This is a genomic window from Streptomyces sp. NPDC002785, from assembly GCF_040295565.1.
In the GTDB taxonomy this organism is placed as follows: domain Bacteria; phylum Actinomycetota; class Actinomycetes; order Streptomycetales; family Streptomycetaceae; genus Streptomyces.
The window spans coordinates 38,130-55,296 of record NZ_JBEOVN010000024.1; the positions used below are offsets into that span (position 1 = coordinate 38,130).

At 70.0% G+C, this 17,167-nt stretch carries 15 protein-coding genes; 12 read left to right on the forward strand and 3 right to left on the reverse strand.

Annotation, left to right across the window (positions count from 1 at the left end):
* Window positions 1-108 precede the first annotated feature (108 nt).
* The gene (locus ABTZ94_RS09430; RefSeq protein ID WP_351199117.1) at window positions 109-408 is read left to right on the forward strand and encodes a hypothetical protein; all 300 of its coding nucleotides are present in this window, start codon (window positions 109-111) and stop codon (window positions 406-408) included.
* 976 nt (window positions 409-1,384) lie between these two features.
* Here ABTZ94_RS09430 and ABTZ94_RS09435 read toward each other — a convergent pair.
* The gene (locus ABTZ94_RS09435) at window positions 1,385-2,308 is read right to left on the reverse strand and encodes a macrolide 2'-phosphotransferase (protein WP_351199119.1); all 924 of its coding nucleotides are present in this window, start codon (window positions 2,306-2,308) and stop codon (window positions 1,385-1,387) included.
* 117 nt (window positions 2,309-2,425) lie between these two features.
* Here ABTZ94_RS09435 and vioD point away from each other — a divergent pair, with 117 nt between their 5' ends.
* The 10 genes from vioD to ABTZ94_RS09485 all read left to right on the forward strand — a co-directional run bounded on the left by vioD (window position 2,426) and on the right by ABTZ94_RS09485 (window position 13,292).
* Entirely contained in the window at window positions 2,426-3,631 is a 1,206-nt protein-coding gene (vioD, locus tag ABTZ94_RS09440) for a capreomycidine synthase (protein ID WP_351199121.1), read from the forward strand.
* Window positions 3,628-5,451 carry an amino acid adenylation domain-containing protein gene (locus ABTZ94_RS09445; RefSeq protein WP_351199122.1) on the forward strand — a complete coding sequence of 608 codons (1,824 nt, stop codon included), beginning with the start codon at window positions 3,628-3,630 and terminating at the stop codon, window positions 5,449-5,451. The genes vioD and ABTZ94_RS09445 overlap by 4 nt, the downstream gene beginning before the upstream one ends.
* 74 nt (window positions 5,452-5,525) lie before the next feature.
* Window positions 5,526-6,554 (forward strand): arginine beta-hydroxylase, Fe(II)/alpha-ketoglutarate-dependent, encoded by a 1,029-nt coding sequence (vioC, locus tag ABTZ94_RS09450; protein ID WP_351199123.1) that lies wholly within the window; start codon window positions 5,526-5,528, stop codon window positions 6,552-6,554.
* Between the two features lie 6 nt (window positions 6,555-6,560).
* Window positions 6,561-7,316 carry a hypothetical protein gene (locus ABTZ94_RS09455; RefSeq protein WP_351199125.1) on the forward strand — a complete coding sequence of 252 codons (756 nt, stop codon included), beginning with the start codon at window positions 6,561-6,563 and terminating at the stop codon, window positions 7,314-7,316.
* 62 nt (window positions 7,317-7,378) lie between these two features.
* Window positions 7,379-8,431 (forward strand): Gfo/Idh/MocA family protein, encoded by a 1,053-nt coding sequence (locus tag ABTZ94_RS09460; RefSeq protein WP_351199127.1) that lies wholly within the window; start codon window positions 7,379-7,381, stop codon window positions 8,429-8,431.
* A complete protein-coding gene (locus ABTZ94_RS09465) occupies window positions 8,428-9,423 on the forward strand; it encodes an NAD-dependent epimerase/dehydratase family protein (RefSeq protein WP_351199129.1) in 996 nt (331 codons plus the stop codon). The genes ABTZ94_RS09460 and ABTZ94_RS09465 overlap by 4 nt, the downstream gene beginning before the upstream one ends.
* Window positions 9,420-10,088, forward strand: coding sequence for a PIG-L deacetylase family protein (locus ABTZ94_RS09470; protein ID WP_351199131.1), 669 nt, complete (start codon window positions 9,420-9,422; stop codon window positions 10,086-10,088). Before ABTZ94_RS09465 ends, ABTZ94_RS09470 begins: the two co-directional genes overlap by 4 nt.
* 54 nt (window positions 10,089-10,142) lie before the next feature.
* On the forward strand, window positions 10,143-11,396 hold the full coding sequence (locus ABTZ94_RS09475; protein ID WP_351199133.1) for an ATP-grasp domain-containing protein: 1,254 nt from the start codon (window positions 10,143-10,145) through the stop codon (window positions 11,394-11,396).
* Between the two features lie 73 nt (window positions 11,397-11,469).
* Window positions 11,470-12,204, forward strand: coding sequence for a methyltransferase domain-containing protein (locus tag ABTZ94_RS09480; RefSeq protein WP_351199135.1), 735 nt, complete (start codon window positions 11,470-11,472; stop codon window positions 12,202-12,204).
* A 38-nt stretch (window positions 12,205-12,242) separates the two neighbouring features.
* A complete protein-coding gene (locus tag ABTZ94_RS09485; RefSeq protein WP_351199137.1) occupies window positions 12,243-13,292 on the forward strand; it encodes a glycosyltransferase family 2 protein in 1,050 nt (349 codons plus the stop codon).
* Here the strand turns inward: ABTZ94_RS09485 and ABTZ94_RS09490 are convergent.
* Window positions 13,280-14,161 carry a GNAT family N-acetyltransferase gene (locus ABTZ94_RS09490; protein WP_351199139.1) on the reverse strand — a complete coding sequence of 294 codons (882 nt, stop codon included), beginning with the start codon at window positions 14,159-14,161 and terminating at the stop codon, window positions 13,280-13,282. The two genes, ABTZ94_RS09485 and ABTZ94_RS09490, sit on opposite strands and share 13 nt — an antisense overlap.
* Window positions 14,162-14,401: 240 nt before the next feature.
* Between ABTZ94_RS09490 and ABTZ94_RS09495 the strand changes: the two genes are divergently transcribed.
* On the forward strand, window positions 14,402-16,105 hold the full coding sequence (locus ABTZ94_RS09495; RefSeq protein WP_351199141.1) for a carbamoyltransferase family protein: 1,704 nt from the start codon (window positions 14,402-14,404) through the stop codon (window positions 16,103-16,105).
* Here ABTZ94_RS09495 and ABTZ94_RS09500 read toward each other — a convergent pair.
* The gene (locus ABTZ94_RS09500; RefSeq protein ID WP_351199143.1) at window positions 16,025-16,963 is read right to left on the reverse strand and encodes a helix-turn-helix domain-containing protein; all 939 of its coding nucleotides are present in this window, start codon (window positions 16,961-16,963) and stop codon (window positions 16,025-16,027) included. The genes ABTZ94_RS09495 and ABTZ94_RS09500 overlap by 81 nt on opposite strands.
* Window positions 16,964-17,167: the final 204 nt, after the last annotated feature.

Genomic DNA, 17,167 nt, shown 5'->3' on the forward strand with positions numbered 1-17,167 from the left:
GCCGGCAGTAACTGGACCAGCCCACTGACCAGGCCACACTCACTGCCAGCCGTCAGCCTGCCCTGGCGCTCCGCATACGCCGGTGTCTGCGCCCGGACCTGAGCGCCTGTGCGACGAGACCACCGCCAGCGGCATCACCGCCGCCACGCTCCTACTCGAGAACTCGCCGTCGTCTTCCACCACGCCGTCCCCGGCGACGACGTCGCAGTCCGCGAGAGCTTCGACCGGCTGGAGCAGCTCACCCGGAACGGTGACTACGCGTACTTCACCGACATCGCCCACCACGTGGCTGGTCTCCCCCTCACCAGCCCCTCGCCAGCGCACTGGCTGGATGCACAGCAGGCCACCCAGCAGCGGTGGCGGGCCCTGGTCACCGCTTGCCGCGATCACCTGAGCACAGCCAGCTGACCTCGCTGTCACCGGGGATAGCCTGCGAGCGAGCACGGTGCCGATACAGAAAGGAGGGCCCGAACTTCCCGGTGATCGGGGTTGGGTGGAGATCTTCTGAGGGTGCCATGCGACCGGGCTGACCTGCACTGTCGCGCTTCGGTGTGCGCGACGGCCCCTGCCGCGCAGTCGAAATCCGCGCTGGTCAGCGAAGCCCGTAGTCGCGGCTCGACTGTTCCGGAGCGGAGGCGCACGCCACGTGGACCTCCGCGATCACGCACCGATGTCAAACCTGCTGGTCACAGGATTCTGATCAACCATCAGAAGATCTGCACCCATCGAACTTCCGCCCGCGTGAACCGCCAGGAAGCCGACGAGGTTGGATAGCTCCATGGTGGGACGAGAGCGCATGAAGAAGAGACGGCCTCCCTTCGGCATGCCGAAAAGCATCGTCCTGCTGGCGACGCCGGAAGGCTGGTGCCACAGTGTTCTCACCGGGGAAGGCGGGATGCTTTGCGGGCGTCTTACCGACGTGTCAGCCAACACCGACCCAGCCGAGGCACGAGCCGCCGTGGCCGCCATGGTGGCGAGACTCGCACACGACTTCCACAAAGCTGACGTCGACGTGACCTGGGATCCGCCTCGGGAACCCGGGTCATGGACAGCTCAGGTCACCGTTGCCGCGACCCCGCCGAACACCTGAAGTTAAACGACAAGCTGAATGCCCGGCCACCCCTGAGCAGCCATCACCCCGAGCAGCTTCGGGGCCAGCTTCGGGGCGTTCAGCTTGCCCTGCGTCCACGGCCCGCCACCAACCAACGCCCACCAAGCCTTCACGGCCTCGTGCCGGTCACTCTGCGGCACCGTCACCGAGCCTTGGACCTGGGACCTTCGTGCCGTTCCTGCCGGGCAGAGGCAGCGGGCTCAGCGGAGGGGGTGCGTATGGTTGGTGGGCTGAGGTGTGCGGGTTCCGTGGTGGGTCGGGGCGGTGGGTCGGTCAGGGTGGTGTCCCGAGTTCGTGGAGCCGGGTTCTGGCTGTTGCCACGAGATGTGGGCGGTCGGTGTGCAGGCCCAGCAGGGCGATCCTGACCCAGAGGAAGTCGCCCAGTTCCACGATGTGGTCGCGCATTCCTTTCCGTATTGTTCCGCCGTGTTGCCGGTATGCGGTGAGCAGTGTGTCCAGGACAGCGGGACCGCCCGCGTGGTATAGGTCCACGAAGTCCGTGGCGGGGTCGTCGACTCGGGCGTTGGTCCAGTCGAGCAGGCCTGTGAGGCGGACCGCGCCGCCCGGCTCGTGGGAGATCAGTGTGTGGCCGGGGTGTACGTCGCCGTGGACGGGCACTGTCGTGGTCGGCCAGCCGTAGTCGTTCTCCAGCCAGTGTGACCAGTGGGCCCGGCGACCGGGGGGCAGTCCGAGGGTGGTCTGGATTTTGTGGAGCTGGCGGGCGATTCGCTCGCGGGGCTGGTCCGGTGTCGTGCCCCGGAGGCCGGCCGTGGCGGGTGGCAGGGCATGCAGTGAGGTCAGCACGCGGGCCAGCGGTCCCAGGTACTGAGCCGCAGGGCCGATCGGGTCGACCGCCCAGTGGTAGCGGAGCGAGCGGGGGTCCTCCGTTCCGGCTGCCGTCCCCGGGAGCCGGGGGTAGGCGGTGAACTCCGGTGTATGTATGTGCCATTCGGGGATCCGGGTCGGCAGCAGGTTGCGCAGTAGTCGCAGGAGCCGGTCCTCCGCCGCCGCGGGCGCGACGACCTGTGTGCGTCGGGGGGAGCGCAGGATCCACTCCCGGCCGTGCTCGTCGCGGCAGTGTACGACGCGGAAGTCCCAGCCGGACTCGTCGATTACCGCGGAGCCGGGGACCACCGCAATGCCGTTCCGGACGGCGCGGTCAACGAGCTGCGGAACGCTGAGCGCTGACGGTTCCATGGCCTCAACCCTGCCCCGGCGATATCCGGGGCGAAACAAGTTTCCACCCGATGGAAGCTGACCCCCTCAAGGACCGGGATTGCTTGCGGACCGCAGTACGCATGGGGTTCGCTTCCGATGAAGCGCAACCGCTGCCCCGCTACCTCCGTTCTCGATCCGGGAGTCCATTTGTCGCCCGTACGCAACGACGGCGCAGTGACCGGTCTGCTGGCTCCACCGGTATTGGAAGAGTGGTACCGACGGCATCTGGACAGGGCCGAACTGGATATCAGTTCCAGCGGGGTCCAGCCGTATTCTTTCGCGGAGCTGCGCCGTATCGCCGGAATCAGCCACGACGAGCTCGACGGCATCGTCATGGACGACAGCACCTCGCAGGGTTCGCCCGAGCTGCGGCAGGCGATCGCCGACCGGTATGACGGGGGGCGCCGCGAGCATGTCATGGTCACTCATGGTTCGAGCGAAGCTATCGCGCTCACCCTGGGGACCCTTCTGGAGCCGGGCGACCGGGTGGTGCTGTCTGATTCGCTCTACCACTCGCTCGGCCACTTCGCGCGAGAGCGCAAGTGTGATATTCGCACCCTGCCACTGGGGGAGCTGTCCGGCGGGGCCTTTCCTGACACCGTACTGCGCGACACGATCGGGCCGGGAACCAAGGCCGTGGTAGTGAACTTCCCGCATAATCCGACTGGTCTCAGCCTTTCCGCCACCGGATACCGTGCTTTCCTCGACCGAGTGGCGGATTCGGGCGCCCTGCTCGTGTGGGACGCGGCTTTCGCGGAAATCACCCATGGCGCCGATCCGCTGCCCAATCCGGAAACGCTGTACCCGCACACCGTCTCGTACGGAACCTTCTCGAAGGTATACGGCCTGCCCGGACTCCGGCTGGGCTGGTGCATCGCCGCGCCGGAACTGATCAGGCGTACGTTCCCGCTGCGCGACCGCACGACGCTCTTCCTCTCGCCCCTCGTCGAACGCATTGCCCTCCACGCGGTGCGCGCCGCACCCGAACTGATCGGACCGCGAGCCGAACAGGCCCGGCGCAACTTGGAGTTGCTGGACGGCTGGATCGAGCGGCACGCCGACGTCGTCGCCTGGGAACGTCCGCACGGCGGCGTCTGCGGGCTTTTGGAACTCCCGCACGTGGCCGATGTCGAGCAGTTCTGCCTGGAGTTGCTCGACCGGACCGGAACACTCCTGGTGCCCGGCACGGCCTTCGGCCTTCGGCACGGGGTGCGGCTCGGATTCGGCGGTGCAGAGGAGGAGTTCGCCGCCGGTCTCGACCGCCTATCCGGTTTCCTGCTCGGCGCGCGGGGCGGGCGATGAACGGGCGGCATACGGACTTCCTCGACCGGTGGGACCAGCAGGTCGCCATCCGCCCCGGGGCGCCGGCCCTGATCGAGGGAACGGCCCGCTGGAGCTATGCCCACACCGAGGCGCGGGCCGGCGCGCTCGCATCGGTGCTTGCCGCGCGGGGCGCCGGACCAGGGAGCGTGGTGGGCCTGACTCTCGACCGGCCCCGGGACGCGGTCCTCGCCATGCTCGCCGTGCTCAAGACCGGCGCCGCCTTCACCGTCCTGGAGTCCGGTCTGCCGCCGGGGGCGCAGAAGGATCTGGTCGCCCGGGTGGGCGCCCTGCTCTGGCTGCACGACAGCACCCGGCAGGGGCCCTTGCCGGATACGCCGTGCCTGGACCTCGCCACCATGGAGACCGGGTCCCCCGCCGCGCCGTGCACCGGTGGCCCGGCCGCCCGCACGCAGTCGGCCTACATCCTGTTCACCTCCGGGTCCACCGGCCGGCCCAAGGGCATCGTGATCGGGCGCGGCGCGCTCGCCGGGTTCGCCGACGCGGTGGCCGAACGGCTGCTCCTCACCCCGGCCGACCGCTGGCTGCAGATCGCCTCACTCGGCTTCGACGTGGTGATCGAGGAGGTCTTCCCCGTCCTGGCGACCGGCGGAGCGGTGGTGTGCAGGCCCGACACCCTGGCGCTGGAACCGCCGGAGCTGCACCGCGTGCTACGGGAGTGCGAGGTCACCGTGGCCGAGCTGTCGACCCAGTACTGGCGCGAGTACGCCCGCTGGCTGGACGCCACCGACGAGACCACCCCCGCCGCGCTCCGGGCGGTCCTCGTGGGCGGCGAGCGGATGGAGCCAGGCGCCTATCGGACCTGGCAGCGCCACCAGCCGGCCGCGCTCGTGCACGTGTACGGGCTGACGGAGTGCACGGTGACCTCCACGATGTACACCGGCCGACTGCCCGCGGACGCCACCGAAGTGCCCATCGGCACACCGCTGTCCCACGCGGCTGTCTCCGTACGGGCCGCCGGGCGGGTGTTGCCGCCCGGCGGGACCGGGGAGATCCACATCGTCGGTCCCTCACTGGCGCGCGGCTATCTGCACGACGAGGAGCAGACCGCACTGCGGTTCTGCCCGGACCCGCATGCGGAGGGAGAGAGGGTCTACGCCACCGGGGACCTGGGCCGGCTGCTGCCGGACGGGTCCCTGGAGTTCCTGGGCCGGATCGACAGCCAGCTGAAGGTGCGCGGCCACCGCCTGGAGGCGGCGTCGGTGGAGCGAGCACTGGAGTCCGCGCCCGCGGTCAGCCAGGCCGTCGTCCTGCTCGACCCCGGTGACGCCACCTCGCTGATCGCCTGCCTGGTCCCGGCCGACCGGGCTCTGGCCCCCGAGGCCGGCACCGCCGCCCGGCTCACCGACGGGCAGCGCCGGGAAGTGGTGGGGCCGGCCGCCGCGGCCTTCCCCGACTGGGCCGTACCGACTCGTCTGTACTGGACGGCCGGACTGCCCAAGAATCCGCACGGGAAGGTGGACACGGCGGCGCTGGCGGCGACCGCCGCGGCCACCGCGCGTACGCAGTCCGAGACCGACGCCGAGCCGGGGGCGGACCGGCCGCCCACCGTGGACGAGCCCCTGCACGTCGTGCTCCACCGGTTCCGCGACGTGCTCGCGGCGCCTGCCCTCGGTCCCGACGACGACTTCTTCGCCCACGGCGGCCAGTCGATCCTGGCGATGCGCCTGGTGAGCGCCTTGCGCACGGACATGCCCGCGGCCGCCGGACTCCGCATCGCCACGCTGTTCGACTGTCCCACACCCCGGCGGCTCGCCAGGCACCTCGGCGACCGCACCTGACGCAGCGTCATACCAACCCGTGTCCACCCGTACGCACCGTTCGCCACCGAGGGCGCCCGAAAGGATCCGCAACCATGGCAACCGGCACCAGCAACGTTCTCGAACTGACCCCACAGGAAGCGCACCGTTCCGCCGACCTGGGCATCGAACTGGCCGGGAAGTACGCCTCGCCCGAGGACCCACAGCTCCTGTTCGACCTGCCGTTCCTCGCGGCCACACTGCCCGAGCGCACTCGAAAGTTCTTGCGTACCTTCGTGCTGGAGGGGGAGCGCGGCCACTGCGTGCTCCGCGGCCACCGGATCGACATCAGCCGCATCGGTCCGACCCCGGAGCACTGGCGGGGCCGTGACCGGCCCGCCGCGGAGTTCCCCGAGGAGATCCTGCTGCTCCTCTACGGCGCCGTCATCGGCGAGCCGTTCGGCTGGTCCACCCAACAGGACGGGCGGCTCGTCCACGACGTGTTCCCGATCCGCAAGCACGAGCACGAGCAGCTCGGCACCGGCAGCTCCGAACTCCTGACCTGGCACACCGAGGACGCCTTCCACCCCTACCGTGGCGACTACCTGCTGCTCTCGGCGCTGCGCAACCCCGACGACGTCGCCACCACCGTCGGCGAACTGGACCTGGGCGCCCTTGCCCCGGAGCACGTGGACGTGCTGTTCGAGAAGCGCTTCCACATCGCCCCCGACGAGTCCCACCTGCCCAAGAACAACTCGGCCGGGGACAACGAGGAGTCCGCCAGGCGCTTCGCCACGATCGAGCGGCTGATCAACGACCGCGAACCGCTCGCACTGCTGTACGGCTCGCGCTCCGCCCCATACATGCGGCTCGACCCCTACTTCATGGAGATACCCGAGGACGACCCGCAGGCCCGTGCGGCACTGGAGGCCGTGACCGAGGTCTTGGACCGGTCGCTGGGCGAAGTCGCCCTGCGGCAGGGCGACGTGCTCTGCGTCAACAACCATCTGGCGGTTCACGGCCGGGTCCCCTTCCAGGCCCGCTACGACGGTAGCGACCGCTGGCTCAAGCGCGTCAACGTCACCAGCGACCTGCGCAAGTCCCGTGATATGCGGGCGCTGGCCGGCTCCCGACTGATTGGCTGACCGGCCGTGCGAGCGAGTACCGACCCGGTTGAGCTGACGGTCAGCCGGCTCAGCGACGCCCCTGGGCTCGCGGACGCCGCGGACCGGCTGGTGGCCGAGAACATGCCCGACTTCATGACGTGGGAGTCCCCGGGGAACTGGCGCTGGCACCACCTGCACAGCCGCTTCGCCGCCCACCAGCTCTGCGTCACCGACGGGCAGGGCACCCTGGTCGCCGCCGCCCACGGCCTGCCCCTCCGCTGGGACGGCACCGCGGGCGGTCTCCCGGAGGGCGCCGACGACGTGCTGGTGGGCGCCGTCGACGGCGATCTCGCGGAGCGGCCGACCGCGCTGTGTCTGCTGTCGGTCTCGGTGGCGGCCTCGCACCGCGGCCGACGCCTGCCGGAGCTCCTGCTGCGCCGGGCCCGCGCCAACGCCTCCGGCGCCGGGCTGCGCGGGCTGGTCATCCCCGTGCGGCCCACCGGCAAGGCCCGCTACCCGCTGGTCCCGATGGTGGAGTACGTCCGCTGGCGAACGCCGGACGGCCTGCCCTTCGACCCCTGGCTCCGCACCCATCTGCGGCTCGGCGCCCAGCGTCTCGCCATCGCCGAGCGGTCCCTGGTGATCCGCCAGCCGGTGGCGCGCTGGGAACACGCCGCGGGCTTCCCGATGCCGGGCCCCGGAGGCTATGTGGTCCCAGGCGCACTCGCCCCCGTACAGGCCGACCCGGACGGCTCGGCCACCTACACCGAGCCCAACGTCTGGCTGTTCCACCCTGCCTGATCGGCCCCCAACCCGCCCATCACGACCCACCCGACATTCCCCGTCATCCGAACGGAGTGCTCATGTCTTCCATACGCCTGGCCGTGATCGGCTGTGGCGCCGCAGCGCGGGCCTGCCATCTGCCCGCGCTGCCCCAGGTCACCGGCGCCCGGCTCACCGCCCTGGTGGACCCCAACGCGACGCACGCCGAAGAGGCGCTCCAGATCTACCGCGAATACGGCGGGAGCGGCTCCCCCCTGCTGGCCACCAGTTGGCAGGAGGCGCTCGGGTCGTTCGACGCGGCGGTGGTCGCCGTGCCGCACACCCGGCACGCCCAGCTCGCCGACGACCTCCTGAGGAACGGCAAGCACGTGCTCATGGAGAAGCCCATGACCACCTCGCCCGCCGACGCCGAAAAGCTGTTGAAGACCGCGGCGGACCACCCTCACACCATGCTGGCCATGGCCCACCCGCGCCGGCTGTTCCCCGCGTACGCCTGGGTGCACCGGCTGATCCGCAACGGCGCGCTGGGCACCGTCAAACGCGTGCACTGGACCGAGGGTCACCCCTACAGCTGGGAGCCGGTCACCTGGTCCATGTTCGACCGCAGGCTGGCCCACGGCGGTGTGCTCACAGACACCGGCTCGCACGTCTTCGACAGCCTGTTCTGGTGGCTGGGCGATGACATGACCCTGATGGACCATCAGGACGACTCCCTGGGCGGCCTGGACAGTGACAGCAGGACCTGGCTGCGGTTCGGCACGGTCGACGTCATCGTCGAACTCAGCCGGCTGCGCCCGCTCGGCACCTCCTGCACCATCACCGGCACCGAGGCCGAGGTGACCATCGGCACCGACTTCCCCGCCGGGGAGTGCACCCTGGTCACCCGCTCCGGTGAGGTCCTGCACCGCGGCGACGTCGCCCCCGTCGCCCCCGCCCAGGGCGAGTGGGAGGCCCTGTTCGTCGCGCAGTTGGAGAACTTCGCCGCAGCCTGCGGCCCGCAGGCCGTCGCGCCCTACTCCACGGCCCAGGACGGCGAACGGGTCGTGAATCTGATCGACGCCTGCTACCACGGCCCGGCCCGGCGCGCCGCGCCCCAGCCGTGGACCGTCAACCGGACGAGGAGCGCGGTATGAGTGAGCTGACGGACATCTCCGGGCCGGCCGGCAGCCGGATCGCGGTCACCGGCGCGAGCGGCTTCATCGGCGGCCGCGTCGTGGAGCGACTGGTCCTGGGCACCGACGCCGAAGTACGCCCGGTGGTGCGCGGCTTCGGACGGGCCGCCAGACTCGCCCCGCTGCCGCAGGACCGTATCGGCTTCCGGATCGCCGACCTCACCGACGCGCCGGCGCTCGGCCGTGCCCTGGACGGTTGCGACACCGTCGTGCACTGCGCTTTCGGCAGCTCCGGCGAGGTTGACGAGCGCTGGGCGGCCACCGTGGACGGCACCGCGCACCTGCTGGCCGCCGCCCGGGACGCAGGGGTACGCCGGGTGGTCCACCTCAGTACCGTCGACGTGTACGCACAGGCCGAGGGGGCGTTCGACGAGGAGGCCCCGGCCCTGGCCTCCGATCCCGCCGACCGCGAGTACGAGCAGCAGAAGCTCGCCGCCGAGCGGCTCGTCCTCGCCGAGGCCGACAAGGGGAGGGACGTCGTCGTCCTCCAGCCCGGCGTGGTGTACGGACCGTGGGGCGGCCAGTGGACCACCGCCCAACTGGAGCGCAACGAGGCCGACTTCGCGGTCCTGCCGTCCGGCGGGGACGGCGGCGTGTGCAACGCGGTCTATGTGGACGACGTCGTCGACGCAGTCCTCGCTGCCTGCCATCGCCCCGACGCCGCCGGCGGGCGGTTCCTCCTCGCGTCTGGGGAACCCACCACCTGGGGCCGGTTCTTCGACCACATCCGGTCGATCCGGGGACTGGCCTCGGCGCCTGCGGACGCCTCCGGGGCCACGGTGCCCGACTGGGAGGCCGAACTGTACCGCGCCACCGGGCGGGTCACCTCCGACCGGGCCGCCCGCGCCCTCGGGGTGCGCTGCGCCACCACCCTGGACGCGGGCATGGCACTGACCGCCGCCTGGGCCGAGTGGATCGGCCTGGGCGGCGCCCGCGAGGGCAGGGCCGCATGACCCGTGTCCTGGTCGTCGCACCGCACCCCGACGACGAGGTCATCGGCTGCGGCGCGTCAATGGCCAAGCATGCCGGCGAGGGTGCCGAGGTGACCGTCGTCATCGTGATCGCAAGGGAGCGGAGCCTGCACGACGGGCAGCGCAGCGACGCCGACTTCACCGACGAGACCCGCAAGGCGTCCGCCGCCCTCGGGGTGCACCGCTGGGAGCTCTGGGACGAGCCGTCGCGGGACTTCCTGCCGACCCGCAAGGCCCATCTGGACCTCGTCCGGCTGATCCGCGAGGTACGGCCCGACATCCTCTACGTACCGCACCGCAAGGACGGTGACGTGGAGCACCGCATGGTGCACCAACTCGCCACCGAGGCACTGTGGATGGCCACCTCCGACTTCTTCGGGGAGACCGGGGAGCCGGCCCCGGTGCCCCGGCTCGTCCTCGGTTACGAGGTGTGGGCGCCGCTGGCGGAGTTCCAGTATGCCGAGGACGTCACCGGGTTCGTCGACCAGAAGGTCGAGGCGATGCGGGCGTACCGATCACAACTGCGCCACGCGGCTTGGGACGACGCGGTGCGCTCGCTCGCCCGGTACCGCGGGGCGGTTGCCACCGGCACCACGCACGCCGAGGTGTTCGAGGTCATCAGCCTGGGTGCCCCGCCCACTTCGTAGTCACCGCCGGGCGGGACACCTTCCCGGCCCTGGACACTGATCGAAGGAGTAGCCATGGCCGAGCGGCTCTTGGTGTGCGGTATCGGCTCCGGCATGGACCGCTCGCTCGCGGCCGTGAAGAAGATGGGGCTTGAGCTCGTGGTCATCACCGACCGGCCGACGGAACGGGTCACCCGGGCGGCGGACCAGGTGCTCGTGGCCGACCCGGGGCGGCACGACGCGGTACGGCGGGCCGTCAGCGCGGCCGGGCTGCGCGATGTCGACGGTGTGCTGTCCCTCGGCTACGACAACCCGCCCGTGGTCGCCAGGCTCGCCCGCCGCTTCGGCTGCCCGGGCGTCGACGAGGAGACCGCTCTGGACTGCCATCTGAAGGACCGTCGGCTGGCGGTGCTGGAACGCGCCGAGCTCCCGGTGCCGCGGAACCGGACCGCCGACGACCTGTCCGGCGCGCTGGGAGCCCTGGCGGACATCGGACTGCCGGCCGTGGTGAAACCGCGCGACCTGTCCGGCTCGGCCGGCGTGGCCAAGCTCGACACACTCAGCACCGCTCCGCAGCGGATCCGCGAGGCACTGCGGCTGAGCAGGACGGGCCGCATCGTCATCGAAGAGTTCCTGGAAGGCACCGAACACACCGTGGCCGGGCTCGTGGCCGGTGGCACCTTCCATGTCACCGGCTTCGCCGACCGCGAGTACGGCCGAAAGGAGGAGTTCGCACCGCATTTCTTCGAGGGCGGCGACACCATGCCGTCGGCGCTCGCCCCGGACACGGTCAAGGACATAGTGGACACGGTGCGGGCCGGGGCCCGAGCCCTCGGACTGCGGGACGCCGTGGTCAACACCGACGTGCTGCGCACCCCGGACGGCCGTACCCACTTGCTGGAGATCACCTGCCGGATGACCGGCGCGCGGATCGCCACCGAGATCATGCCGCTGGGCACCGGGGTCGACCCGCTCCCCAACGCGGTACGGCTGGCCCTCGGCCGCCCCATCGTCCTGGAGGAGTTGGTGCCGGGCGCCGGACAGGCCGTCGTCCAGCGCTTCCTCCCCGCCCACGGCGGGACCGTCGACTGGGTCGGCGACCTCGCCGGCGTCCAGACCCCGGCGCAGGTGTACGACCTGTTCTGGGGTTGCGAGCTGCGGGTGGGCACAACGCTGCCGCCGTACACCGGCGGGGCGGACCCGCTGGCCGGGGTGATCGTGACCGGGACCGACGCGGTCCGTGCCCAGGCCATGGCGTACGAGGTCCTCGACCGGCTGCCGCTCAAACTCAGCGGCACCGTGCAGCCGGTGGGCTCCCGCTTCCGCTGACAGCGCCACCGGGCGCCCGGAGCGCCCGCGCTCGACCGACCGTCCCGCAGGACCGACATCCAGGAGGAAGCCGATGCCGATCGCCTACACCCAGTGGGCCGACACCTACGAACTGTTCGAGGGGGAGACCGCGCAGGAGACTTGGAGGCAGGGGATCGCGGCGGACCTGGCCAAACTCGCCGGCGGGCCGGGCCGGGTCCTCGACCTCGGAGCCGGCACGGGCGTCGGCACCCGCGTACTGGGCAAGCTGCTGCCCCGTCTGGAGGTGACCTCGCTCGACCGGTCCCCGGAGATGCTCAACTGGGGAAAGGTACCGAAGGACCGCCAGATCGTCGGCGACATGGCGGACTTCCGGGCCGGCCAGGACGTCACAGGTGATGCCTTCGACTTCGTCGTATCGGGGTTCGACGCCCTCAACTACCTGCCCCCCGAGGCGCTGGCGAGCTGCCTGGCCGGTGTGGCCGACGTGCTGCGCCCCGGCGGCCACATGGTCTTCGACTACTCCACGCGCAAGGTGCTCTCCGCGGACTGGGCGGCGCTGGAGTATTCCCAGGACAAGGACGGCTACACGCTGCACCGCCGGCACGCCTGGGAGAGGGCGTACGACCGAAGCCGGACGGTGCTCACCCTGAGCCGCAGCGGCGAGGTCCTCTGGCGCGAGACCCACATTCAATACGTGGTGGACCCCTTCACCCTGGAGGAGATCGCCCGCGCCCACGGCCTGCACACCGTCGCCGTACGGAACATCGAGAGCGACACGTACTCCCCGAGCCACACCACACACGTCTACGTGCTGCGCAGGAAATGACCGCGCGGCGGGAACAACGAGCAGGAGAGAGGGAGAGGATGACCGTCACCGAGGCGGAACTCACCGCAGGCCTCGCCAGGACCAGTATCGTCATCGCACTCAAGGACGACGTCAGGATCGTCGAAGCGATCGCGTCGGTGGACGAGCCGGAGGTGGAGATCGTGCTGGCGCTCAACGGCGCCTCGGACGAGATCCGCCGCATCGCGTCCGACCACCCGCGCCCGCTCGTGGTGACCGAGATCCCCGACGCGGGCAACCTTGGGGCCGCCTACAACGCGGGCGCCGAGGCGGCGAGCGGGCAGTACCTGCTCTACATGGACTCCGATTGCGTCTTCGCCCCGGGCGTGGTGCGGATGATGGTCCGCTCGGTGCTCGAACACCCGGTGGTCAAGGGCCAGGTGGTGTACGGGGTAGGGGGCGGGGTGCTGAGCCTGCTCACCGCCCGGGTCCGCGAGTACGACGAGGGGGACTACGTCAGCGCCCTCTCCCCACCGCTGATCTATGACCGGCGGGTCGCCGACTACATCGGCGGATACCACTACGACCCGCTGGTCCACTGGTGCGAGGACCGGGAGTTCGACTTCCGGCTCCAGCTCGCCGAGATCCCCGTGGTCCACCTGCCCGACGCGGTCATCCACCACGACGCCCAGCACGGCCTGCAGAACCTTCGCAGCTACTGGCGCTACGGCATCGGCGAGGGCATCGGCCAGCAACTGGGCGTCTTCACCACACCGGCCGTTCCCGTGCTGTGGCGGCTGTACGACTCGGCTCGGACGCTGCTCGGCTGCGCGCGGGCCAAGGGGCCGCTCGCAGCGGCCTTCTACGCGCTGCTTCAGGCCACTTATCACACGGGGACGCTCTACCACCTGCTTCGGGACCCGTTCGAGGTGGGCCACCGGATGCCTGCGGCCGCGCGCCGCATCCGTATGCTGCGCGCCGTTCCCGAGCACTGTCCGGAACTGACCCCGGCACAGCGGAGCCGGTTGCGGCGGGCCCACCGTCGGCGGGGGCGAGTCATCGAGCCCGTGGCCGACCTGTCGGTCTTCCATACGCCCGTGCCCGCCCCGCGTTCCGTTCAGCGGGAGTAGGTGGCGTACCGGAACTCCGATCCGCCGAAGCCGAGTTTGAAGCGGTTGATCAGCCGGGTTTTCTCGCTCGTCTCTCCCGTGTCGATACCGCTCAGATCAAGATGTCGCAGCCCACGCTCGGCCGCCCATTTCATGGCCTGGAAGTGTACGAAGTTCAGTGCCGCCTGGGAACGGTACGCGGGATTGGTCGCGACATAGCGGGACTCCACGGCGTCGCCGTTCACCAGGCACACTGAACCCGCCGCCATCTCCATGCCGTACACGGCTCCGAACAGATGGACGCGTTCCAACTTCAGCAGCTCCCGCAGATACTCCAGTTCGGCGAAGTCGGGCGAGTCCGCGTTGTGCATGGCCGCGGTGTAGATCGGGTGGAACCGATCCAGCAGTCCGGGGTCGTCGGTGAAGGTGAAGCCGTGACGCAGCGCCCGCCGGACCCGGCCACGGGTGCTCGGGCGCATCCGGGCGAGAATCTGTTCGTCGGTTCCGGTGGCGTCGACGAGCAGTGTGTTGAACTCCGCGCCCGGCCGGAAACCGTGCTCGGCCAGTACTCCGGGCAGCGCCCACGCGGGCTGGAGCACGAGGGTCACCCGCGGCAAGCGGGCGATGTCAGTGAGGAGCCTGCCCAGGACCTCCGGGTCGGGCACACCGGTCGGACCCTTCCACATGAACCAGGACCCGTCGGTCTCCTCCAGCAGCATGGTGGCCAGGCACCGGGTGTCATCCCAGACCTCGGTGAAGCGCACGGCGACCCCTTGCCGGCGCAGGAAAAGCAGACGCTCCCAGTCCTGATGGAAGTCGTCCGGCTTATTTCGGCCGGTATCCGCGATATTTATCAGCGGTTCATCGACGGCGTTTCGAACGTGCAGCATCCGGAAGACCTCCCGGTCCGACGAGATCGAATCGAAGAAACGAGACAGGCATCCTGACACCTCTCTTGACAGGAGGGTGATGCCCGCTCAAAGTGAGAAACCGATTCCAGTAAGGAATGGGATGGAAAACCCGCCAGGGATGAATTCTCCATTCTGCTGGCGCTTTCCTAAGTTTTGACACGGGGGCGGGTCGCTGTCAATAGCGAAACCCCACGGCTATCACTCAGAGGAGAGTATTTCATGCGTATTCTTGGTGTGAATGGATGGCCGGGAGCGAGCCACGACGCGTCGGCCTGCCTGCTCATCGACGGGGAGGTCGTCGCCTTCGCCGAGGAGGAGCGCTTCACCCGCTCCAAGCATTCCTACGGCCAGGCCCCGCACCACGCCGTTGCCTGGTGCCTGGCCGAGGCGGGGCTGTCCATCGAGGACATCGACTTCGTGGCCCATGGGTGGGAGATGCCCGAACTGCTCGCCCGGCGCGGTCTGGAGTGGTTTCCCACCCCGGGAGAGGCACTGGACTTCCTGCTGCCGCGCGATGTCTTCCCCAGGCGCCGGGACCCCCGGCTCATCTTCGTCGAGCACCACATGGCCCACGCAGCGAGCGCCTACTACTTGTCGGGCCGGGACAGCGGGGCCGTGCTGATCCTCGACGGGCAGGGCGAGAACGAGAGCGCCACCCTGGCCGTCGGCGTCGGCGGCGAACTCAAGCTGCTCCGGTCGATCTCGCCGGGGTGGTCGCTGGGGTACTTCTACGCCGCGGTCTGCGAGTACGCCGGTCTGGGTGCCGACGCCGCCGGCAAGCTCATGGGCCTCGCCCCGTACGGGACGCCGGGGGACACCACCTTCGGCGGCGCGCTGCAGGTGCACGGGGACGGCTACAGCGTCGACGCTGTGCCGGAGGACCTGCTCTCGCGCGGCCGCACCGACGAGGAGGACGACACGATCCGGCTGTGGATGAACCGGCTGGAGAAGACGCTGACCCTGCCGCCCAACGCCGTGTCCCGCCACTTCGATCCGGTGCTCGGCCGCTACACCAAGCGGACCGCGCGTGACCCGTACGACTACCGCGACCTGGCAGCCACCGCGCAGGAGGCGCTGGAGCAGTGCGTGCTCGCCCTGGTGCGCGGACTGCTGCGTGACAGCGGTGAGTCGACCCTGCTGGTGGCCGGCGGTGTGGGCTTCAACGCGACGCTCAACGGCAAACTGATGCGGCTGCCGGAGGTGGAGGACCTCTTCGTCCAGCCGCTCGCGGGTGATCAGGGGGTGAGCCTGGGCGCCGCCAGTTGGGTCGCCGTCCAGGCCGGGGAACGGGTCCGGCCCATGACGGGCACGGTCGCGTGGGGGCCGCAGTGGGGTCCCGACGCCGTCCGGCAGGTGCTGGACGCGACCGGGACGCGCTACACCGAACCGGCCGACATCGCGGTGGCTACGGCGGACGTGCTCGCCGGCGGGGGGATCGTGGGCTGGCACCAGGGGCGCAGTGAGGGCGGCCCCCGGGCGCTCGGGCACCGCAGCATCCTCGCCGTGCCGTACCCGGCCGAACAGCAGGACCGGATTAACCTGACCATCAAGGACCGTGAGCGGTGGCGTCCGTTCGCGCCCAGCCTGCGTGAGGAATCGGCGGCCGAACTCCTCGAGCTGGACCGGCCGTTGCCGTACATGATCGTGACCACTCCGGTTCCCGAGCGGCACCGGCGGTACCTAGCGGCAGCCACCCATGTGGACGGCACCACCCGTCCTCAGACCGTCTCGGCGGAGGCGAACCCGCTCTACCACCGGCTGCTGGGACAGGTGGAGGAGCGCACCGGGCGGGCGGTGGTGCTGAACACTTCCTTCAACGGCAACGCCGAACCCGTGGTCTGCTCACCCCGCGATGCCCTGGCCACCTTCGCCCGCGCACCGCTCGATGCCCTGGCCCTGGGGCCGTTTCTGGTTCAGAGGTAGGCGAGCGCGGTCCCGGCCCTCCACCGGGCCGGGGTGGCAGCCCGGCCCGGTGGGCATGAGCGTCACAAAGCTCAGGTCCCTGGCGTGCATGACGTTCGCCGCGAGGACGGTGAACTCCACGCGCCCGCGCGCCGGGTCGTCGATGCTCAGCGTCGTGCCGTCGGGGTGGGTGGGGAGGGCGCCGATCTCCGCGTCCCAGAGCTCCTTCACCACCGGGTCGGCCAGCAGACTGTCCAGAAGGGCCATCAGGTCCTGGCTGTCGGGATTGGCCGCGATCGCGGCGCGCAGCTCACCGAGTACCGGCACCGCCCAACTGTCGCGCCAGTCGACCAGCCGTTCGGTGCGAAAGGCCTCGTTCAGCAGGCACCAGCGCAGCACGTTACGGTCGGGCATCTCGGCCACGCTTTTGGTCCTCACCCCGAAGACGAGATCGAGATAGCCAGGGTTGGCGACGACCAGGTCCCAGCACCGGGTGTAGATGCAGGCCGGGTAGGGCTGGCGCTCGACCAGTTGGGCCCAGCGGGGATGGAGCGTGCAGTGGGCCCGGTCGGCGGCCGGGGAGAGCTCTCCGGTGACGTAGAGGAACAGGAACTGGCGCTCCTGATCATTCATCTGCAGGACTGCGGCCACACTTTCCAGGAATTCCGGAGTCGCATTCTTCATACGTCCGGACTCCAGCGTCGCGTACCATCGCGTGGAACAGCCGAGGAGGGTGGCTGTAGTTTCCTGGGAAATTCCCTGGCGGCGCCTCTTGGTGCGAAAATTGCCGGGATCAGCTACGGCCCGGGCGCGGCATTTCCGCAACAGTCGGCCAAGGTGCTTCCTTACCTCGTCTATACCCGAGTGTCCTGCCTTCAAGGCCTTCCCTCCAGATCGGATCCTAAGCTGCCACGGCCGCCGCGATCAGGCCTCGATGGGCGATTTTTCGTCAACTCGCCCCCCTTAGTACGTACCGATGGAAAGGAGACTAGTGTCTCGTGATCCCGTCAGCGTTACGTGATCTTGTGTGTCTCGTTGGTGCTGGCATGGAGCTTTCCGTGGAACAGGCCGCCGAGTTGCGGG

Bases quoted from the DNA above. Each gene is read 5' to 3' on its own strand.
- vioC (WP_351199123.1), top strand. From the start codon at position 5,526: ATGGCAACCGGCACCAGCAACGTTCTCGAACTGACCCCACAGGAAGCG.
- ABTZ94_RS09495 (WP_351199141.1), top strand. From the start codon at position 14,402: ATGCGTATTCTTGGTGTGAATGGATGGCCGGGAGCGAGCCACGACGCG.
- ABTZ94_RS09470 (WP_351199131.1), top strand. From the start codon at position 9,420: ATGACCCGTGTCCTGGTCGTCGCACCGCACCCCGACGACGAGGTCATC.
- ABTZ94_RS09490 (WP_351199139.1), bottom strand. From the start codon at position 14,161: ATGCTGCACGTTCGAAACGCCGTCGATGAACCGCTGATAAATATCGCG.
- vioD (WP_351199121.1), top strand. From the start codon at position 2,426: ATGAAGCGCAACCGCTGCCCCGCTACCTCCGTTCTCGATCCGGGAGTC.
- ABTZ94_RS09480 (WP_351199135.1), top strand. From the start codon at position 11,470: ATGCCGATCGCCTACACCCAGTGGGCCGACACCTACGAACTGTTCGAG.
- ABTZ94_RS09445 (WP_351199122.1), top strand. From the start codon at position 3,628: ATGAACGGGCGGCATACGGACTTCCTCGACCGGTGGGACCAGCAGGTC.
- ABTZ94_RS09475 (WP_351199133.1), top strand. From the start codon at position 10,143: ATGGCCGAGCGGCTCTTGGTGTGCGGTATCGGCTCCGGCATGGACCGC.
- ABTZ94_RS09460 (WP_351199127.1), top strand. From the start codon at position 7,379: ATGTCTTCCATACGCCTGGCCGTGATCGGCTGTGGCGCCGCAGCGCGG.
- ABTZ94_RS09485 (WP_351199137.1), top strand. From the start codon at position 12,243: ATGACCGTCACCGAGGCGGAACTCACCGCAGGCCTCGCCAGGACCAGT.
- ABTZ94_RS09435 (WP_351199119.1), bottom strand. From the start codon at position 2,308: ATGGAACCGTCAGCGCTCAGCGTTCCGCAGCTCGTTGACCGCGCCGTC.
- ABTZ94_RS09465 (WP_351199129.1), top strand. From the start codon at position 8,428: ATGAGTGAGCTGACGGACATCTCCGGGCCGGCCGGCAGCCGGATCGCG.